A 19,493-nucleotide genomic window follows, 5' to 3' on the forward strand; every position below is an offset into this window, starting at 1 on the left:
TAATCAGCGCCTTTGCCAGAGTGTTAATTTTGCCCGCGCGACCGCGCTGCACCTCCATCTCGCGCCCGCCGATCCATTGAGCTTAAGGGGTTCGGGTGCCGCAGAACGCCTGCTCGCAGCGATTCTGGTAGCAGTTGATCAGGGCGTCCTGGGTACACTGCACCTCATCAGAATGGGCGCTGCGCTGACAGTCAGCCTGGGCGGACCAGGTGATGTGGACTTTGAAGCTGTCTTTACAGAAGGCCGTTGCCTGATTGCGCAGCTGGGTCTGGGCCAGATCAATGGCCGTGGCCCGGGGATAGAAACTGCCTGAGTCGCCGGTCATCCGGTAGTCCCGGGCTGCGCCCACAAAGGTGTTTGGCTCTGGCGGGGTCTGTTTCTCCTGGGCGGCGGTGGCAAGCCCTGTTTTTTCGGGCTGTGGTGTTGCAGCCGGTGCCGGGGCAGCGGGCTTGGGTGCGGCTGAGGTGGCAGGGGCCCGCTGCGCGGTCACGTCGGGCTCGCTCGTTCTGGGTATGCTTTGTTTGGATTCGCTAGGGGATTCGCGGTTGGCCGCCGGGCGATGCTCGGGCCGGTGTCTCTCTGCGGTGTTGTTGGCGGGCCGGGGTCTTGCTCTTGCGTCGCTCACCATCTGATTCACCTGCTGTTGCTGCTGAGCAATCGCTGCATTGCGGGCATTGATACTGGCCATGGTTGCCGCCCAGTTGGCACGGCTGAAGGCCTCGGCCTGCTGCGCCCGGACCTGCTGCGCGGCCAGGTCATCCAAGGTCTCATAGGCCTCGTCGATTTGCCCGGCGGCCTTTTCAAGGCTACGTACAGCATTGGCCAGCATATCTTCCGGCTTAGTGATAATCGTTCGATTTTGCTTGCTTGATTTCTCCCAGAGGGCCTTCTCCCGGGCGGCGAGCTCCGGGTACTGAGCGGCGTAGGCCTCGGCCGGATAGGACTCCAGGGCCTTGGTGCGGCACTGCAAGTACGGCGTATTGATCTGCAATGTGCGGCGGGCATTGTAGTCAGCCGACTGGTTGCGGTTGTAGCCAGCCCGGGTGGTCGGGCAGCCTTGCCGCTTGGCCCAACTGTCAAAGGTCAGGGGTTGGTACTGCTGTTCAATGAGGTGGCGGTATTGTTGGTCAACAGCGCGGGCATCGGTCATGGCTTCGGCCTGTGCGTTGATCGCTTCCGTAAGCTTGGCTTGTTGTGCAAAGGCCTCCTCGCCGCTGTAAAAAGTCACTGACTTTTTAGGCTTATCCAGAAAAGAGATACCAAACAGTTGCTTTGATCTCGCAGCCAGGGATTTGCTGAGCGCGGCAATTTGGCTGGGCTTAAGGTTTTCATAGGAGCGTCCGACGCCAGCGCACTCGAAGCAAAACTGCCAATCGGTAACCACGGCGCCGGCTTGAGCTTTAGCGGGCAAGCGGGCAGGCAGGCTTCCGTTGTAGCCCGTCAAATAAGTATTTTTTTCCAAAAGGGTTTCGGCGCTGATGCCCTTCAGTGGCAGCACGACATAACGATAGACGGGAACGGTATGTGTTCCCTTCTTAAACTCCATCCAGGCGACGACGAGTGGCGCATTGCTGGATTCTAATTCATAGCTGTAGGGCATATTCCGCTGATTTGAGTAACGGCCTTTGCCGCTGTCATCCAGCATAATGGCTAGCTCACTCTGGAAGTCCGAGGGTGAAGTCTGCTTCCAGTCGTCTCGCCAATCCCAGATCCACGCTTTCTTTTCCTTGTAGTTGCTCCATGCGTAGTCACGGGCATTGGTCACGCAGCCGCTTTGGGCGAGACAGGTGATGAGAAGGAACAAAATCGTCAGGGCGCGGGGGGGGATGGCGGGGCTCGTTCTTTTCATTAAAACATCCATGGGTGCAGCTACCGGGGAGGGTTAACCATAGAACACTGAGGCATCGGTGCAACTAAAAGTGACCGATTATTTAAGGACTGTGGCTTCGGAGAAAGTCTAGGCGGAGCTGGTACGAGGCGAATTGATGCGCCTCTGGAAGTTCTATAAAGGGGATGTATACCTGAGTGAGTCAGGAATGTTGGCGTTACAGATGAGGCATCTGATTAAAGACGGGGCCAATGCCCCGTCTTTAATTGGCCGCCGGCGATTACTTCAGCTTTTTGTACTTCATCCGCTGAGGGCCAGCGTTTTTGCCTTTGCGCTGAATAAAGTCAGCGTGGTACTCGGTGTAGTTGCCCTCAAAGAACACCACCTCACTGTCGCCCTCATAGGCGAGAATGTGGGTGGCGATGCGGTCCAGGAACCAGCGATCGTGGGAGATCACCAGAGCGCAGCCGGGGAAATCCAGCAGGGCCTCTTCCAGGGCGCGCAGGGTTTCCACGTCCAGGTCGTTGGAGGGTTCGTCCAGCAGCAGCACATTGCCGCCTTCTTTCAGGGTGCAGGCCAGTTGCAGACGACCCCGCTCACCCCCAGACAGTTCGCCGACCCGCTTCTGCTGGTCGCTGCCCTTGAAGTTGAAGCGGCCGATGTAGGCCCGGGAGGGCACTTCGTAGCCGCCGATCTGCAGAATATCGGCGCCGCCAGAAACCGCTTCCCACACGGTTTGTTTGTCGTCCAGGGCATCGCGCATCTGCTCGACTGACACCAGCTTCACGGTTTCGCCAATGTCGATGCTGCCGCTATCCGGCTGCTCCTTGCCGGTAATCATTCGGAACAGGGTCGATTTACCGGCGCCGTTACCACCGACGATGCCGACGATGGCGCCCTTAGGGATGGCAAAGCTCAGGTCGTTAATCAGCAGGCGGTCGCCGTAGCTCTTGCTGATGTTGTTGACCTCAATCACCTTGTCGCCCAGACGGGGACCCGGTGGAATGTAGATTTCGTTGGTCTCGCTGCGGCTCTGGAATTCCTGACTTTGCAGCTCTTCAAAGCGGGCCAGACGGGCCTTGCTCTTGCTCTGGCGACCCTTGGCGTTGCTGCGCACCCACTCCAGTTCCGAGGCGATGGTCTTCTGGCGAGAGGCTTCCGACTTGGCTTCCTGCTCCAGGCGCTTCTCCTTGGCCTCCAGCCAGTCGGAGTAGTTGCCCTCGTAGGGAATGCCGCGACCCCGGTCCAGCTCCAGAATCCAGCCCGCCGCGTTATCCAGGAAGTAGCGGTCGTGGGTAATGGCCACCACGGTGCCGGGGAAATCGCACAGGAAGCGCTCCAGCCAGGCCACGGATTCCGCATCCAGGTGGTTGGTGGGCTCGTCCAGCAGCAGCATGTCGGGCGCCGACATCAGCAGGCGGCATAGAGCCACTCGGCGGCGCTCACCCCCGGACAGTTTGGTCACGTCGGCATCCCAGGGCGGCAGGCGCAGGGCGTCGGCGGCCACTTCCAGCTTGTGGTCAATATTGTGGGCGTCGGTGGCCTGGATAATATCCTCCAGCTCCGCCTGGCGCTTGGCCAGGGCATCGAAGTCGGCGTCCGGTTCGGCGTAGGCGGCATAGACCTTATCCAGCTCGGCCAGGGCATTGATGGCCTCGCTCAGGCCCTCTTCCACATTGCCGCGCACGTCTTTGTCGGGGTTGAGCTGGGGCTCCTGGGACAGGTAGCCAATCTGGATGCCGGGCTGGGGCCGGGCCTCGCCGTTAAATTCAGTATCCACCCCGGCCATGATGCGCAGCAGGGTGGACTTACCGGCGCCGTTCAGGCCGAGCACGCCGATCTTGGCGCCGGGGAAAAAGGACAGGGAAATATCGTGCAGAATTTCCCGCTTGGGTGGGACAACCTTGCCCACGCGATTCATGGTGTAGACGAACTGCGCCATCTTGACTCCGCTGAAGGTAATTTGCGTTGTGGCCGGCGTGTTGGGGTGGAAGGAAGTGCGCCGGAAAGTGGGCGAAAAGGTACCTAATTGGGGTGCTTTTCGCAATCTCGCCGGGCGCGAAAGGACAGATTTTGGCCGATCTGGCAGCTGCTGTCGGGGCCATTGCCAGTTGCGGCATTTGCTGGCTGAAAACGGTGCCGCAGGCGCCCATTTATTGTACAATGCGCGGCTTTTCTCAGCCTGTATGCCTTGCGGGGGTAGTAATGTTTGACAAAGAAATGACCATTGCTGGATTTGATGCAGAGATCTGGTCTGCCATTCAAGAGGAAGAGGTTCGTCAGGAAGAACATATCGAGTTGATTGCTTCCGAGAACTATACCAGCCCGGCGGTCATGCAGGCCCAGGGTACCGTACTGACCAACAAGTACGCAGAAGGTTACCCCGGCAAGCGCTACTACGGTGGCTGTGAGTATGTGGACAAGGCCGAAGATCTGGCCATTGCCCGGGCCAAGGCCCTGTTCGGCGCCGACTACGCCAACGTTCAGCCCCACTCCGGCTCTCAGGCGAATGCCGCTGTGTATCAAGCGCTGGTGCTGCCCGGCGAAACCGTACTGGGCATGAGCCTGGACGCGGGCGGTCACCTGACCCACGGCGCCAAGCCCAACTTCTCCGGCAAAACCTACAACGCGGTGCAGTACGGTTTGAACAATGAGACCGGTGAGATCGACTACGCCCAGGTTGAGGCGCTGGCCCTGGAGCACAAGCCCAAGATGATCGTGGCCGGCTTCTCTGCTTACTCCGGCATTGTTGACTGGGCAAAATTCCGTGAAATCGCTGACAAAGTCGGTGCCTACCTGATGGTGGATATGGCCCACGTGGCCGGACTGGTTGCCGCGGGTGTGTACCCCAACCCGGTGCCGGTTGCCGACGTGGTGACCACCACCACGCACAAGACCTTGCGCGGCCCCCGCGGTGGTCTGATTCTGGCCCGTGCCAATGAAGAGATCGAGAAGAAGCTGAACTCCGCGGTATTCCCCGGTGGTCAGGGCGGCCCGCTGATGCACGTGATTGCGGCCAAAGCGGTCAGCTTCAAAGAGGCCCAGAGCCCCGAGTTTGTCACTTACCAGAAGCAGGTGGTGGCTAACGCCCAGGCCATGGCCAAGACCTTTATCGAGCGCGGCATTAACATCGTCTCCGGCGGAACCCAGAACCACCTGATGCTGGTGGACCTGATTGGTAAGTCCTACACCGGTAAGGACGCCGATGCGGCCCTGGGTGCGGCGAATATCACCGTAAACAAGAATGCGGTGCCCAATGATCCGCGTTCGCCGTTTATCACCAGCGGTCTGCGCGTGGGTACCCCGGCGGTAACCACTCGTGGCTTCAAAGAAGCGGAGTGCGTTGAGCTGGCTGGCTGGATGTGCGACGTGCTGGAAGCCCTGGAAGCCGGTGATGCCTCTGCCAAGATCGAAGAAGTGAAGGGCAAAGTGCTGGAGATTTGTAAGCGCTTTCCGGTGTATGCCTGAGTCTGACGCCTGAAGTCGGACGTCTGACGCGAGTGACTTCGTCTGACGTCTGACCTCAGACTTCTGGCCAGCGGCGCATTGCCGAAGTGTCATAACTGCTAAGCTGGTAAAAACCGTCCACGAGGCTCCCCACCATGCGCTGCCCCTTCTGCAATTTCGATGACACCAAGGTAATCGACTCCCGCCTGGTCGCCGAGGGTGGTCAGGTGCGTCGGCGCCGGGAGTGCCTGTCGTGCGCTGAGCGCTTTACTACCTACGAAAGCGCTGAGCTGTTGATGCCCAAAATCATCAAAACCGATGGTTCCCGGGAGCCTTTCAACGAAGAGAAAATGCGTTCGGGGCTGCTCAAAGCCCTGGAGAAGCGCCCAGTCAGCGTGGAAGACATTGAGGCCGAAATTTCTGGCATCAAGCGGGCACTGCAGGCGACCGGTGAGCGGGAGATTGCCAGCCGGGATGTGGGTGAGCTGGTCATGGAGGCCTTAAAGGCGCTGGACCACGTGGCCTACGTTCGCTTTGCCTCGGTCTATCGCAGCTTTCAGGATCTGGATGAATTCCGTGCAGAAATCGATCGTCTTTCTGCCGAACCGCGCAGTGCCAAACTTGATCAGGTATGAAGACCGGCGAATTTGACACCCAAATGATGGCGCGGGCGATTCAGCTCGCCAAACAGGGGCGGTTTGGTACCAGCCCCAATCCCCGGGTGGGTTGCGTGATTACCCGCAAAACCAGCCTGATTGCCGAGGGCTGGCATGCCCGTGCCGGTGAGGGCCACGCGGAGGTGAATGCTCTGGCCGCATTGGCGCCGGGAGAGGCCAAAGGGGCGACGGCCTACGTGACCCTGGAACCCTGTTCCCATCGTGGCCGCACTGGGCCCTGCGCCGATGCCCTGGTAGCAGCCGGACTGGCGCGGGTGGTGGTGGCCATGACCGACCCCAATCCACTGGTGGCGGGCAAGGGCATTGAAAAGTTACGCAGCGCCGGTATTCAGGTGGATGTGGGTGTGTTGGAGAGCCAGGCTGCGGCGCTGAACCCGGGCTATATTCGCCGGATTCAAGGGGGGCAGCCCTGGGTGCGGATGAAGTCGGCCATGAGCCTGGATGGGCGCACGGCGATGGCATCCGGTGAGAGTTACTGGATTACCGGCCCGGAGGCCCGGGCCGATGTGCAGCGCCTGCGGGCATTGAGCTGCGCCATTGTGAGCGGTGTCGAAACGGTGCTGGCCGATGACCCGGCCTTTACGGTGCGGCCCGAGGATTTCTCGGTAGAGGGCGCTGACCCGGTATGGCGGCAACCGATACGGGTGATTCTTGACAGTCAACTGCGCACGCCGCTGAAGGCCAAGTTGCTCCAGGGCGGCGGTCCGCTGCTGATTCTGACGGGGGCCAGCAAAATGGACAGCCCTGCCGCCGAAGCCTTGCGCAAGTGCGGGGTAGAAGTGAACGAAGTGGCCCAGGGTGAAGAGGGCGGATTGCTCCTTTCTGCGGTGATGGCTGAGCTGGCTCGCCGGGGCTGTAATGAGGTCATGGTGGAGGCGGGTGCGACCGTGTCCGGCGCCTTTTTGCAGGCGGGTTTGGTGGACGAGTGGTTTATTTACATGGCGCCCTCGCTGATGGGCAGCGCCGGTCGGCCGTTGATGAACTGGCCGATGGAAACCATGGCCCAGCGGCGGGAGCTGGAGATTGTCGATATTCGCGCTGTTGGACGCGACTGGCGCTGGCAGTGCCGCCTGGCCAAAAAGGAGAACTGAGTGTTCACCGGAATTATTGAAGCGGTCGGGCAGATTGCGGCATTGCAGCCTACAGATGGCGATCTGCGTCTGCGTATCGCCAGCGGTGACCTGCCCTTGCAAACCGTGAAGCTGGGCGACAGCATCGCCAGCAATGGTGTGTGCCTGACGGTGGTAGAACTGCAGGCCGACGGCTTTTGGGCTGACGTGTCCAGAGAAACACTGAGCCACAGCAGTTTTGCCCAGGCCAAAGTCGGTGATCCGGTCAACCTGGAGCGGGCGATGGCCGTGGGCAGCCGTTTTGATGGTCACATTGTTAGTGGTCACGTTGATGGCGTGGGGACGATTGTCAGCCTGCGCAAAGATGCCCGCTCGATTCGGCTGCGCATTGAGGCACCGGCAGAATTGGCCCGCTATATTGCAGCAAAGGGCTCCATCACGGTGGATGGCGTGAGCTTGACAGTGAACAGCCTTGAAGGTCGCCTGTTTGACCTCAATATTGTGCCTCACACCGCGGCGCAAACGACGATTGCCAGTTACTGCACCGGCAGCCGGGTAAACCTCGAGGTGGATATTATTGCGCGCTACCTCGAGCGCCTGTTGCAGGCCGATGGACACAGCGCAAGCGCCGGGGTGAGTATGGCCACGCTGGCGGAGAACGGTTTTTTACGACGGGGTCGCTGAGCGGCCCGCAAATGAAGGCTTTTTTATGGCGTTTAGCAAAATTGAAGACCTGATCCAGGATATCCGTCTGGGCAAAATGGTCATTCTGATGGACGATGAGGATCGGGAAAACGAAGGCGACCTGGTGATGGCCGCCGAGTGCGTACGTCCCCAGGATATCAACTTCATGGCCACCCACGGCCGCGGGCTGATCTGCATGCCGATGACGCGTGAGCGCTGCAAGCAGCTGAATTTGCCCCTGATGGTCGACCGCAATGCCTCGGGCTTTGGCACCAAGTTCACTGTGTCGATTGAAGCGGCAAAAGGGGTCAGCACCGGGATTTCCGCCGCTGACCGTGCCCACACCGTGCGTACCGCCGCGGCGAAAAATGCGGTGGCAGAGGATATTGTCCAGCCCGGTCATATTTTCCCGCTGATGGCGGAGCCCGGCGGTGTGCTCAACCGCGCCGGTCACACCGAGGCGGCCTGCGATCTGGCCCGGTTGGCGGGCTTTGAGTCCACTGGGGTGATCTGCGAGATCATGAACGAAGACGGCACCATGGCGCGCCGGGAAGACCTTGAAAAATTCGCCTCGCAGCACGACCTGAAAATGGGCACTATCGCCGATTTGATTCACTATCAGGTGCTTAACGAGCGCACGGTGGAGCGGATCAGCTCCGGCACCATTTCCACTGACTACGGTGATTTCCAGCTGCACGCCTACAAGGATTCGGTGGCGGGCGAGATTCACTTCGCCGTGCAGAAGGGCGAAATCAACGCCGACGAGCCCTGCCTGGCCCGGGTGCATCTGGGCTCGACCGTGCGCGATCTGCTGCAAACCCAGCCGCCGGGAAAAACCACCGGCTGGAATATCAATCGCTGTTTGAGTGCCATTGCCAAGCACGGTGGGGTGGTGGTGCTGCTGGCAAACCGGGAAAAAGCCGAAGATATCCTTTACGATCTGGATATTGCCCGGGGTCTGAAGCAGCCCCTGCAAGGGGACAGCATTCAGTACCAGACCACCTATTTTAATATCGGTCTGGGCTCCCAGATTCTGCGGGATGTCGGTGCTGGCAAGTTGCGCCTGATGGGCGCGCCAGTGAAATACAATGCCATCTCCGGCTTTGATCTGGAGATGGTCGAATTTGTCAGCCCCGAAGAAGTGGGCGCCTGACCATTAACCCGGCAGTTTTTTAAGTCGGGTTAATGCGGCACAAGGGTGTGCCGCCATTGGCCAACAGGCCAATGCAATGCCAGGTTAATAAGTCAGTCCGAATGTGTCGGGCAGTCGTAATACGATTAAGGAACAATGATGAAAACAATCGAAGGTAACTTCACCGCCGCCAGCGGCAAATTTGCGATTGTCGTCGGTCGCTGGAACAGCTTTGTGGTGGAAAGTCTGCTTGAGGGCGCACTGGATGCCCTGCGTCGTCACGGTGTGGCTGAAGACAATGTGACCATTGTGCGCGCTCCCGGCGCCTTTGAAATTCCGCTGGTCTGCCAGAAAGTCGCAGAGCAGAAACAATACGATGCCATTATTGCCCTCGGCGCGGTCATTCGCGGCGGCACTCCCCACTTCGAGTATGTGGCAGGCGAGTGCACCAAGGGTCTGGCTCAGGTGTCCATGCAGCATGGTGTGCCGGTGGCCTTTGGCGTATTGACCGTAGACAGCATTGAACAGGCGATCGAGCGCGCCGGTACCAAGGCGGGCAACAAGGGCGAAGAAGCCGCCATGTCCGCGCTGGAAATGGTCAGCCTGCTCAAGCAGCTTTAAGCGCGGGGCTGCCCTGGAAGGGCGGCGCTGCCAACGACATTGAAGAGAATTTATTGTGGCTAAACGTGTACCCACAACGCCCCAGCACCTGCTGACGGCCCGCCGCCGCAAGGCGCGGCACTACGCCCTGCAGGCCATGTATCAGTGGCACATTGCGGGGCAGGGCCTGAATGAAATCGAGGCCCAGTTTCTGACCGATTACGACATGGCTAATGTCGATATCGAGTTTTTTCATGACCTGGTGCACAACATTCCCGCCCAGGTGGGCGAATTGCAGGAGCGTTTCGCAAAGCACCTGGATCGCAGCCTCGACGACCTTGATCCCATCGAGCTGAGCTTGCTGCGCATGGGCACCTACGAGTTGCTGCGTCGCATTGATGTTCCATACAAAGTGGCCATCAACGAGACCGTGAATCTGGCCAAGCGTTTTGGCGCGACCGACGGTTACCGTTACATCAATGGTGTGTTGGACAAAGTGGCGGTTGAATGCCGGGCGGTGGAAGTGGCCGCTGAAAAGCGCGCCTGAGGAGCTTGCTGATTCATGCCGCTGTCGGAGTTTGAGCTGATCGAACGCTTCTTCCGCCGCGGTGTGAATGCCTCCCGTCCAGCATCCGCGCCGTCGACCGTCTCGCTCGGTATTGGCGATGACTGCGCCATTCTCACCCCGCCGCCGGGGGAGCAATTGCTGATCTCGGTGGACACCCTGGTCGAAGGGGTTCACTTTCCCAAGGCTTTTCATCCTGCCGATCTGGCCCGCCGGGCCCTGGCGGTTTGTGTCAGCGACCTTGCCGCCTGCGGCGCCCAGCCAGCGGCCTACACCCTTGCCCTCACCCTGCCCGAAGTCAGCGAAGCCTGGCTCGCCCCGTTTGCTGAGGCGCTGCATCAGGCCGGGGCGGATTTTGGCATGGCACTGATTGGCGGCGATACCACGAAGGGGCCGTTAACCCTGTCCTTTCAGGTGATGGGGTTCGCCCCGGCTGGCGCGGCTTTGCTGCGCAGTGGTGCCGAGGTTGGCGACAACATTTATGTGTCGGGGTATTTGGGTGAGGCCCGGGCGGCACTGAATTGGTTGGATCAGCCCCAATTGAACGGTCACCAAGCCCAGCTGATGCAGCGCTACCTGGCACCCCAGCCACGTCTGGCCCTCGGCCTTGCCCTGCGCGGCGTGGCCTCGGCGGCGGTGGATATTTCCGATGGGCTGGCGGCTGATCTGGGGCATATTCTTGCTGCCAGTCAGGTTGGCGCGACGCTACACAGTGAGCGGTTGCCGGTGTCGCCGGCCCTGCGGGGCGAGGCGGGGGAGCAGGCCCTGGAATATGCGCTGGGTGGCGGTGATGATTACGAACTGTGTTTTACCGCGCCGCCCCCGCATCATGAACAGGTGTTGGCCATCTCTCAAACGATAGGTTTGCCCATTCATCTGGTGGGGCATATTGAGGCCGATAGCGGATTGCGCTGCTTGAACGACAATGGCCAGTTGCGGTCATTGCCCGGTGGCTACCAGCATTTTTAGTTTGTCTTTGGTTAGGGAAGAATAATGAGTACACCCATTCCTCCAGCGCTGCTTAAGGATGGCACCCATCTTTTGTCGCTGGGTTTTGGCAGCGGCCTGTCACCTAAGGCGCCGGGCACCTTCGGCACTCTCGCCGCGTTGCCGTTGTGGTTTTTGCTGCAGATGTTATCCACGCCGATGTATATCGTCGTGGTGATTGCGGCCTTCGCATTAGGTGTTTATATCTGCGGCGAAACGGCCAAGGCCCTCGGCGTGCACGATCACGGCGGCATTGTCTGGGATGAGTTTGTCGGTTTGTGGATCGCCCTGTTTCTGGCGCCGGCGAATTGGTTTTGGGTAGGCTTGGGCTTCGCTTTATTTCGCCTGTTTGATATCTGGAAGCCTTGGCCGATCCGGGTGCTCGACGCCAAGGTGCATGGCGGCCTGGGCATTATGATCGATGATGTGCTGGCAGGCTTTTACGCCTTTGTGGTGTTGCAGCTGCTGTATCTATGGGTGTGAACGAATTACCGGTATGAATGATCCTGTTGGTGTGGAAGAAACGCAGCGGCTTGGTGCCGCTGCGCAGGCCCTCTAATCAGGCAAGCAAGATAGAGTGGCCGTAATCCACTGGAATGACCGCACCGTTAATAAAGCTGGATGCGCCACTGGTTAACAGCAACAGGGTGCCCTCGAGCTCTTTCACATCACCAATCCGTTTGGACGGCAGGCGTGCTACTTCGGCTTGGCCTTGCTCGGTCTCAAAATACCAATCCACCATCTCGGTCATAAAGTAGCCTGGCGCAATGGCGTTGCAGCGGATTTTGGTTTCGAACAGGTCGGCGGCAATCTGCTTGGTCAGTTGGTTAAGGCCGGCCTTCACCGCGCCGTAGCAGGGCACATTGCGCAGGGTCTGGATCCCGGTAATCGAGGTGACGTTAACAATGGCGCCAGGCAGATCTTTGGCCATCAGCCGTTTGGAGAACTCCCGGGACATGCGCATGGTGCCGGTCAGGTTCACATTGACCAGATTGTCCCATTCTTCGTCGGAGACATTGGGGAATGGCACAAACAGAATCTGACCGGCGTTGTTGACCAGAATATCCACGTTACCGAATTTGGCTTCGGCCTCATCAAAGGCCTGGGTAACACTCTCGGTGCTGCCAATATCCAGAGACACGGCGATGGCCTCACCGCCATCGGCATTGATCTCATCGGCCACCGCCTGGATCTTTTCCTTGCGGCGGGCCGCGCAAATCACTTTGGCGCCAGACTTGGCCAGTGCTTTGGCCATCGCCACACCCATGCCGGTACCAGAACCGGTGACCAGGGCGACTTTACCTGTGTTGTTGAAGAGTTCGTCTAAGTAGCTCATAAAATGCCTCGTTGTGATTGTTATTACCAAGGGTTGTGAACAGGGTTAGTGAACGATGCTTACAAACAGCCGCGCCGGACGGCAGACTCGTAACGCCGCTGCAATATCGCGCTGCGTTCATCCGCGTCGATATGTTGCGCGGGGTTAGGGAAGTGGGCATCGATGTCTGAAAATTTAATGCGGGTAATTTTGGGAACCGGCGTGTCCTGGGCGCGAATGTAACGGGCAGATAGCAAGCCCATGGTGTGGCCGGCGGCATCGAGCCAGTTGCGCACACCGGGGTCGCGGTGGGCAATTACCCCCCGAAAAATCCCGTCTTCATCGAGTTGCGCCTGGTGGCCGTTAATGGAAGTCTGGCGCAGCTGCCAGTCTCGGGCATCCCAGTAGTGACTGTAGAGCTGTAGGCTCCAGTAATCCGCTTTTGGTGGAACCAGTTCTACTAACAGCGCTTCATCCTCGCCGACTTCGTAGTTACCCTTGCCGTACTGCAGTGCGGCCCAGCCAATTGAGAGTTGGTCGAAGGCCATTTCATTGCTGGGTTGCTGGTAATAGGCATCAACCTGACTGGCAAAGAAGGCGGGTAGCTTGTTCAGCCAGTTGAGCAACATCTCGGTGCGCTCGGCAATAATGCTTGGGCTGATCGGTGGTGCGGGAAAACGGGCACCGTCCCGGGAGATATGCAGCTGTGCCTGGGTTTCGTTGTCCCAATCGTAAAAGTACTGGCGGAAGACAATGTCACCCGGGCCTTCGGGGATTTTGACCCAGTTGCCGGGCTGTTCGTGGTGGCTCAGAACGATTTCGATACTGCCGTCGTCGCCCAGTTCGAATTCATTGCGGCGGTCGCAGATCTGCCAGCCGTCAATGTTGGCAAAGTGGCCGTGGCGGGTTTCGCAGTCCATCAGCAGACTGGAGCCCCGCTGACCGCGAATGCGGTAAACGTGATCGCCGTGGACTGCTGCCCAGTGATACAGCGCATCTGCCGCGGGCAAGCCGTATTGAATCCGGGTTGAGAGAAATTTGAGCATGCTGGGGTAGTCGCTGTTCCAGCATTCCATGGTCATCGGAATCGCCCCGGCCACCAGACGGCTGAGGTAACGAATGCCCTCAGCGCGAGTGAGGTCGTCGCTAATGCGGGGATTGTCCCAGACCAATTTTTCCAGGGATTGGATCGCGTCAGTCACCGCTGACCACAAGGCCGGCGATACTGACTCAGAAGTCGCGCTATTCGATGTTAAAGACATGGTGATTGTCCTATCAGTCTGATGCCGGCCGACGCGCCCCTAGCTGTTGAGTGAGGCGCGAAAAAGGCAAGGGCTGATAAGATCTGGCATCAGCCCTTGCCAAGGGGTGACTGGCAGTAAGGGCGGTTTAGCCGAACAGTTTCAGATATTCAGCGAAGCGCTTATCGATGGCTTCGGGACTGAGACCGAATTCTTCCTGGGTGTAGCCATAGGCGCCCCAGTGATTGGCCGGACGGCTCTCGTCGTATTCCTTGCAGCCGGCAATGGCCTCTGGGGTCAGCTCGCGGCCGGCCTTTTCATACACCTTGGAGATCACGCTGATCGGGTCGTTACACACTTCATCAAAGTGGGTGTTAACGATCTGCTCGTGGGGCAGTGTGTCCCGCACTTGTAAATAACGGTCGGTCAGGCGCGCCCAGTAGTCGAACCATTCCTGGCCCACTTCCACAGGATCAATCGATTCGGTGGAGGTCTTGCGTAGTTCGTAGATCGTCGAGGCAAATGACGGTACGGTTTTTTGCGGGCTGCGATGGGAGTGGACCACGGTCGCATCGGGGAAGAACTCAAACAGAATGTCCAGATAACCGACGTGCACCGGCGACTTCATGATCCAGGGACGGCCGCGGGCGCCACCGTCCTGCCACTGCAGGTACTGCATCATTTCGAACAGAATTTTGTAGGTTGGCCGCGGGTCTATCTGCATAGTGTATTCGCGGAAATTTGGCATGCGCGCCACCATGGCGGACACGGTGCATTCCAGCGACATTTCCATGATGAACAGTTCTTCATCGGGCTGTTCGGCTTCCATCGGGTGGCGGGCCATCCAGCCGGGGAACTGGGTGCGAAACACCTCTTCCACGCCTTTGGCAAAGGCGATCCGCTCTACCGGGTTGCCCGGCTCCTCGCCCGGGAAGGGGGCGGGGTTCATCAGCTTCCACATTTCCAGGCGCTGCACACCGGGGTCACCGGACATCACCCGTTGCAGCTTGGAGGTGCCGGTGCGCGGCAGGCCGGCAATGACGATGGGCGCAATGATTTTTTCGTCGCGAATCTCGGGATGCTTTTTGACGTCGTCAAGGTAGCGCAGGCGGTTGCTCAGCATGCGTACGATGCCATAGGCCTGACCGATCTTGCCGCCTTCGTGGAGATTGGCGGTGGTGTTCAGGTCTTGCACCATGATTTCCAATCCCTTTTTGAAGGACAGGTCACCAAAGTCAGACAAGCCGGTGGCCTCGGCTGCGGCCTGCATCAGGGCGTCTACTTCAAGGGGAATGGCGGGCGGCATTTCCGCCGCAGCGGCTTCGGTAGTTGAATCTTGCATCAGATCATCTCTTCGTTATTGTGGGTGCGGAGCAATTTCACCGCTGGCAAGTCCGGGATTCGGACCCCGCCGTTGGCGAGTGCGTCTTTTTTCAGATTACGAAGAGAGATGGGCTGGAACAAGCGAAGGCGGGTCGGATTTCAGAATTTGAATAGGGTTATTAATGTGCTGATTATTAAGGTTTTTTCCGAACGCTCTCAGAGCTGTTCGGGTTCTGTTGTGGGTTAGTTTGTTCGCATGGGGCTCGTGGTTGGCCGGGTGCTGAAGGCGGCAACACACATCCGGGCCAGCATGTGCCGGAATTCTTCATTTTCAATAAACTCGGGGTTGTCCGCCATCATGGAGTAAACCAGCATCTGCGCCGTGCGGCCCAGCGCATGAACCCGCATGACATCGTCGTCGCCGGGAACAAAGTCACTGCAGCGCTTCAGGTTTTCGTAAATGAAATGCTCGGTAGAACTGTTAGGTGCGAGATTCTGGTCCAGCTCCTTCCAGGTGTCCCAAAAGCCCCGGTGTTCCAGCAGCAGGGAGCGGTCAATCTCCAGAAGCTTGCGGTGAATATCAATGGACCAGTCGAGCAGCCAGTAAATAAACGACATGACCGTGGGGGGGTGTTGGCTCGGAAAGGCGCGATACTCCGATAGCTGACACTCGCGGATCACCTCGCGAAAAACCTCGAATACAATCGCGTCCAGATTGGGAAAGTATTGGTAAATAGAGGATTTTGGTACCCCAGATACGGTTTCCAGCGCGGTGGTGGTCAATCCCTCACGCCCGTGCTGCAACAGAATAAATCGCGCGGCCTGCACAATGGCAAGTACCATCCGACGCGACCGCTCCTGCTTAGGATGACGCCGCATTTCGTCCTGGGGACGAATCAACTCTTGAAATGATCGCGGCTCAATTTGTTCGTTTTTTATTGCAGACATTTCACTCGCTCAGGGCTGTTATTGTTGTTTGTTTTTGCTCGCCAAGTCTTGACCTGTGACAAAATCCAGAAATAGTATTGGAGCCAATGTTGAGCTTGGAGTCAATATTTGTTACCGCTCCGCACTGTCTTCTCCTGCAATTTTTCACTTGATTTTCGGATGCCAATCTTATGAATAATAACGAGATTTCGCCTCGCGTTGCCTTCTACGGCCTGGGTTTTGTCGGCCAGCAATTAGCGGGCTTTGCCCTGGATAAAGGCTGGGAGATCGCCGCTGCCTACAATCGGGCAGGCGACAAAGTGGGCCGCGATCTTGGTGAACTGCTCGGTCGAGAAGCCATTGGTGTCATCATTGAAGATTGTGACACGGCAGATTACTCACGCCTCAATGCCGATTTAGCCTTTGTTGCGGTATCGGACCGCTTGAATGAAAACCTCATCTCCTACCAGCGATTGATGAATGCTGGCGCCAATATTCTCTGTCACGGCTCTGAATCCTGTAACCCCTACCGACTTAACCCTGAGGTTGCAGAACAAATTCAGGCCTTGGCGTTGGCCAATCAGGTGACCTTCACCGGCGGCGGTATTTGGGATATGACCCGCATCTGGGCCGGGATTCTGTCTGTTGGCCCCAACACCCATATCGAGTCCATGACTCACTTGTCGTTCACTGATATTGGTCGCCAGGGGGTTCACCTGCTGCGCTACTGCGGCGCGGGGCTGTCGGTGGAGGAATACCATCGCAACGGCATTGCCGGGCAGAAGGGGCTGGCCGGGGTGGCCAGAACGCCGCCACTGTGTGTGGTGGATGCCCTCGGCCTTGAGTTACTGAGCGTGGAAGAAGAGCTCGAACCCATTGTCTGGGAGGAGGACCACCACAGCCGCTGGCTGGAGACAACCCTTAAAGCCGGCACCGTGGTGGGTACTCGCATGCGGGCGAAGATCGCCACCCGCCAGGGCATTGCTGTGCAGAGCTGCTTTGAATACCGGGATTTTCGCGACGATGAAACCGAATACATGAGCTGGAAAGTGAAGGGCAAGCCCAGCATGGAGGTCAGGGTGCTGCGCGAAGACTCCCACATGGCCTCGGCCAGCAGCCTGTTCAACCGGGCAGCCGATGTGCTGGCGGCAGAGCCGGGCATCGTGGAGTTGTGGAAATACCGGCCGCTGCAACCCAGCATGGCGTTATAGTTAGCCGGCGCGCAGCAGACCGGCGGATCAATTCAGGGCGAAGCTGCCGGCTATTAGATTACCGCGGTGAAATGAGAGCCGGTCGCCAGCGCCGGGATAGTCATTGCTGGGATAATAGTTGCGAGAAAATCATTCGTTATTGCGGGTGAACATCGCATCGGAGAGGGGGTGAACAATGCGCTTGAGCGGGGAATGCTTTTGCGGCGATATTGCCTATGAAATAACGGGCCCGGTGTTTGATGCTCGCTCTTGTCATTGCTCTCGCTGCCGCAAGGTTTTTAGCGCGCAGGCTTCTGCCTATGCTTTGGTCAATGCCGATGATTTTCGTTGGCTTCGCGGCAGTGAGCACTTAACCACTTATGCCAGTCAGCAGGATTACGGCCTGCAGTTTTGCAAGCGCTGTGGTTCGACTCTGTGCGGTATATATCAGGGCAAGGTCCACGGCATCACGCTGGGGTGTTTGAATGAAGATCCCCAGATTCAAATTGGCAAGCATATCTTTGTCGGCTCCAAGGCCAGCTGGGAAGTGATGCCGGAAGGGGTGCCGCAATTTGAGGCGCACGCCCCGGAAGGCGTCTAGCGCGCGATCTTACCGTCCCCGTACTCTTCGGCCGTCGTTCTTCCAGGCTATCGGTTGCTGATTTGCCTCCGTCTAGTGTTGCCCTGGGTATTCCCTGTTGCCAGGACATGGCCTTGGGTATGATGTCCGACCCTCCGCCCGTTTTAGAGAGATACAGACTATGGTGTCAATTGGTACTCCGTTTTCAGATACCGCTTGCCGGGTGCTGCTGTGCGGTGCTGGCGAGCTGGGTAAAGAGGTGGTTATTGAGCTGCAGCGACTGGGCTGCGAAGTGATTGCCTGTGATCGCTACGCCAATGCGCCAGCCATGCAAGTGGCGGATCGAAGCCATAGTTTTTCCATGCTCGACGGCGCGGAATTGCGTCGGGTGATTGAGCAGGAGCAACCTCATTTTATCGTGCCTGAGATTGAGGCCATCGCCACCGATACCTTGGTGGAACTGGAGTCAGAGGGTTACAACGTGGTGCCCACCGCCCGGGCCGCGCGATTGACCATGAATCGGGAAGGCATCCGCCGGCTGGCGGCTGAAGAGTTGGGGCTAGCCACCTCGCCCTATATTTTTGCCGATTCCTATGCCGATTTTGAACAGGCGGTGGCGAGCATCGGTTTGCCCTGTGTGGTGAAGCCGATAATGAGCAGCTCGGGCAAGGGGCAAAGTCTGCTCAGAAATAGTGCCGATAGCCAGAAGGTGTGGGACTACGCCCAGCAGGGCGGTCGCGCCGGTGCCGGTCGGGTGATCGTGGAAGGCTTCGTGGATTTCGACTATGAAATCACGCTGCTGACGATTCGTCATCGCGGCCCTTGCGGTGACGACACGGCAACCAGCTTTTGCGCCCCCATTGGCCACCGCCAGGAAGATGGGGACTACCAGGAATCCTGGCAGCCCCAGCCAATGTCCGATTTGGCCCTGCAGCGCTCCAAAGACATGGCAGAAAAGGTGACGGCGGCGCTGGGGGGCTGGGGCCTTTTTGGCGTAGAGCTGTTTATTAAAGGCGACGACGTTTACTTCAGCGAGGTATCTCCCCGGCCACACGATACCGGCTTGGTGACCCTGATCTCCCAGGATTTATCCGAGTTTGCCCTGCATGCCCGGGCGATTCTTGGCTTGCCCATTCCGAACATTGTCCAGCACGGCCCGTCGGCCTCGGCGGTGTTGCTGGTGGAGGGTGATTCGAGTCAGGCAAGCTATGGTAATCTTCATTCGGCACTGGCTGATGCTGATACTCAGTTGCGCCTGTTTGGCAAACCGGAGGTGGCAGGTAAACGGCGGATGGGGGTTGCGCTGGCGCGGGGAGTCGACATTGACACCGCCAAAGAAAAAGCCAAATCGGCGGCTCGCGCCATCACAGTGACGCTTTAGCAGGTGGCGTACTTACAGGTAACCCTGGCAACGGCTACCCGTCTGACAATGCATGGAACATTTTCAGACGGGCGTATTCAAAACAAATCGTCAGTTAACTTTTGAGGAAGGATTATGAAAACCCGTTCTCTGGGCGCGGTATTGGTTGTTGCTTTTGCAGTGGCGGCCTGCGGTGAGAGTGAGCTTCACGGTGCAATGGAAGGCATGGGCGAGTCTTACAAGTCCATGAAAGAAGCCCCGGCCTTGGTCGATATGAAGGCTGAGCTTGACGTATTTAAGGCCGAGCTGGAAATTGCCCGCCAGCAAGCGGTAAAGCCAGAACACCAGGCTGCGTTTGATGAAGGCCTGGAAAAGGTCGGTCAGCTGACGGCCCAGCTGACGCTGGCGGTAGACTCAGGCGATATCAATGCGGCCCGGGCACTGCTGGAAGAGCTCCGGGACGTGCGCAAGCAGTACCACGAAAAACTGGGTGTTAAATAAGCCGCGCGGGGTCCCGGCAAAAGTGCACAAGATTTTTGCTGCCACCCGCGTTGGAGTCCGTATAAT

19 protein-coding genes are annotated in these 19,493 nt (G+C 58.3%); 13 read left to right on the forward strand and 6 right to left on the reverse strand.

Annotation, left to right across the window (positions count from 1 at the left end):
* Positions 1-82: 82 nt before the first annotated feature.
* Positions 83-1,849 (reverse strand): hypothetical protein, encoded by a 1,767-nt coding sequence (locus NCG89_RS10790; RefSeq protein ID WP_251086543.1) that lies wholly within the window; start codon positions 1,847-1,849, stop codon positions 83-85.
* A 259-nt stretch (positions 1,850-2,108) separates the two neighbouring features.
* Positions 2,109-3,770 (reverse strand): energy-dependent translational throttle protein EttA, encoded by a 1,662-nt coding sequence (gene ettA / locus NCG89_RS10795; protein WP_251086544.1) that lies wholly within the window; start codon positions 3,768-3,770, stop codon positions 2,109-2,111.
* Between the two features lie 263 nt (positions 3,771-4,033).
* Between ettA and glyA the strand changes: the two genes are divergently transcribed.
* The 9 genes from glyA (at position 4,034) to NCG89_RS10840 (ending at position 11,473) form a co-directional block, all read left to right on the forward strand.
* Positions 4,034-5,296, forward strand: coding sequence for a serine hydroxymethyltransferase (gene glyA, locus NCG89_RS10800; protein WP_251086545.1), 1,263 nt, complete (start codon positions 4,034-4,036; stop codon positions 5,294-5,296).
* Positions 5,297-5,430: 134 nt separating this feature from the next.
* Positions 5,431-5,910: a transcriptional regulator NrdR gene (gene nrdR / locus NCG89_RS10805; RefSeq protein ID WP_251086546.1), complete on the forward strand. Its 480-nt coding sequence runs from the start codon at positions 5,431-5,433 to the stop codon at positions 5,908-5,910.
* Positions 5,907-7,043: a bifunctional diaminohydroxyphosphoribosylaminopyrimidine deaminase/5-amino-6-(5-phosphoribosylamino)uracil reductase RibD gene (gene ribD / locus NCG89_RS10810; RefSeq protein WP_251086547.1), complete on the forward strand. Its 1,137-nt coding sequence runs from the start codon at positions 5,907-5,909 to the stop codon at positions 7,041-7,043. The genes nrdR and ribD overlap by 4 nt, the downstream gene beginning before the upstream one ends.
* Positions 7,044-7,706: a riboflavin synthase gene (locus tag NCG89_RS10815; protein ID WP_251086548.1), complete on the forward strand. Its 663-nt coding sequence runs from the start codon at positions 7,044-7,046 to the stop codon at positions 7,704-7,706.
* 25 nt (positions 7,707-7,731) lie between these two features.
* A complete protein-coding gene (gene ribBA / locus NCG89_RS10820; RefSeq protein WP_251086549.1) occupies positions 7,732-8,859 on the forward strand; it encodes a bifunctional 3,4-dihydroxy-2-butanone-4-phosphate synthase/GTP cyclohydrolase II in 1,128 nt (375 codons plus the stop codon).
* A 138-nt stretch (positions 8,860-8,997) separates the two neighbouring features.
* A complete protein-coding gene (gene ribH / locus NCG89_RS10825; protein WP_251086550.1) occupies positions 8,998-9,459 on the forward strand; it encodes a 6,7-dimethyl-8-ribityllumazine synthase in 462 nt (153 codons plus the stop codon).
* A 136-nt stretch (positions 9,460-9,595) separates the two neighbouring features.
* Positions 9,596-9,985: a transcription antitermination factor NusB gene (gene nusB / locus NCG89_RS10830; RefSeq protein ID WP_251089378.1), complete on the forward strand. Its 390-nt coding sequence runs from the start codon at positions 9,596-9,598 to the stop codon at positions 9,983-9,985.
* 15 nt (positions 9,986-10,000) lie between these two features.
* On the forward strand, positions 10,001-10,972 hold the full coding sequence (thiL, locus tag NCG89_RS10835; protein WP_251086551.1) for a thiamine-phosphate kinase: 972 nt from the start codon (positions 10,001-10,003) through the stop codon (positions 10,970-10,972).
* Positions 10,973-10,996: 24 nt separating this feature from the next.
* Positions 10,997-11,473: a phosphatidylglycerophosphatase A family protein gene (locus NCG89_RS10840; protein WP_251086552.1), complete on the forward strand. Its 477-nt coding sequence runs from the start codon at positions 10,997-10,999 to the stop codon at positions 11,471-11,473.
* 76 nt (positions 11,474-11,549) lie between these two features.
* Here the strand turns inward: NCG89_RS10840 and NCG89_RS10845 are convergent, their stop codons facing one another.
* The 4 genes from NCG89_RS10845 to NCG89_RS10860 all read right to left on the reverse strand — a co-directional run bounded on the left by NCG89_RS10845 (position 11,550) and on the right by NCG89_RS10860 (position 15,817).
* The gene (locus NCG89_RS10845) at positions 11,550-12,326 is read right to left on the reverse strand and encodes an SDR family NAD(P)-dependent oxidoreductase (RefSeq protein ID WP_251086553.1); all 777 of its coding nucleotides are present in this window, start codon (positions 12,324-12,326) and stop codon (positions 11,550-11,552) included.
* A gap of 59 nt (positions 12,327-12,385) precedes the next feature.
* The gene (locus NCG89_RS10850) at positions 12,386-13,567 is read right to left on the reverse strand and encodes a DUF1214 domain-containing protein (protein ID WP_251086554.1); all 1,182 of its coding nucleotides are present in this window, start codon (positions 13,565-13,567) and stop codon (positions 12,386-12,388) included.
* A 127-nt stretch (positions 13,568-13,694) separates the two neighbouring features.
* Positions 13,695-14,888 carry a sulfotransferase family protein gene (locus NCG89_RS10855; protein ID WP_251086555.1) on the reverse strand — a complete coding sequence of 398 codons (1,194 nt, stop codon included), beginning with the start codon at positions 14,886-14,888 and terminating at the stop codon, positions 13,695-13,697.
* Positions 14,889-15,112: 224 nt separating this feature from the next.
* Positions 15,113-15,817: a TetR/AcrR family transcriptional regulator gene (locus NCG89_RS10860; RefSeq protein WP_251086556.1), complete on the reverse strand. Its 705-nt coding sequence runs from the start codon at positions 15,815-15,817 to the stop codon at positions 15,113-15,115.
* A gap of 170 nt (positions 15,818-15,987) precedes the next feature.
* On the opposite strand from NCG89_RS10860, the gene NCG89_RS10865 reads away from it, so the two are divergent.
* The 4 genes from NCG89_RS10865 to NCG89_RS10880 all read left to right on the forward strand — a co-directional run bounded on the left by NCG89_RS10865 (position 15,988) and on the right by NCG89_RS10880 (position 19,427).
* Positions 15,988-17,007, forward strand: coding sequence for a hypothetical protein (locus tag NCG89_RS10865; RefSeq protein WP_251086557.1), 1,020 nt, complete (start codon positions 15,988-15,990; stop codon positions 17,005-17,007).
* A gap of 175 nt (positions 17,008-17,182) precedes the next feature.
* Positions 17,183-17,587, forward strand: a complete 405-nt coding sequence (locus NCG89_RS10870; protein WP_251086558.1) for a GFA family protein — start codon at positions 17,183-17,185, stop codon at positions 17,585-17,587.
* Positions 17,588-17,747: 160 nt separating this feature from the next.
* Entirely contained in the window at positions 17,748-18,947 is a 1,200-nt protein-coding gene (purT, locus tag NCG89_RS10875; RefSeq protein WP_251086559.1) for a formate-dependent phosphoribosylglycinamide formyltransferase, read from the forward strand.
* Between the two features lie 114 nt (positions 18,948-19,061).
* Positions 19,062-19,427, forward strand: coding sequence for a cytochrome b562 (locus NCG89_RS10880; RefSeq protein ID WP_251086560.1), 366 nt, complete (start codon positions 19,062-19,064; stop codon positions 19,425-19,427).
* Positions 19,428-19,493 lie beyond the last annotated feature (66 nt).

It is taken from the genome of Spongiibacter taiwanensis (assembly GCF_023702635.1).
Taxonomy (GTDB): Bacteria; Pseudomonadota; Gammaproteobacteria; order Pseudomonadales; family Spongiibacteraceae; genus Spongiibacter; species Spongiibacter taiwanensis.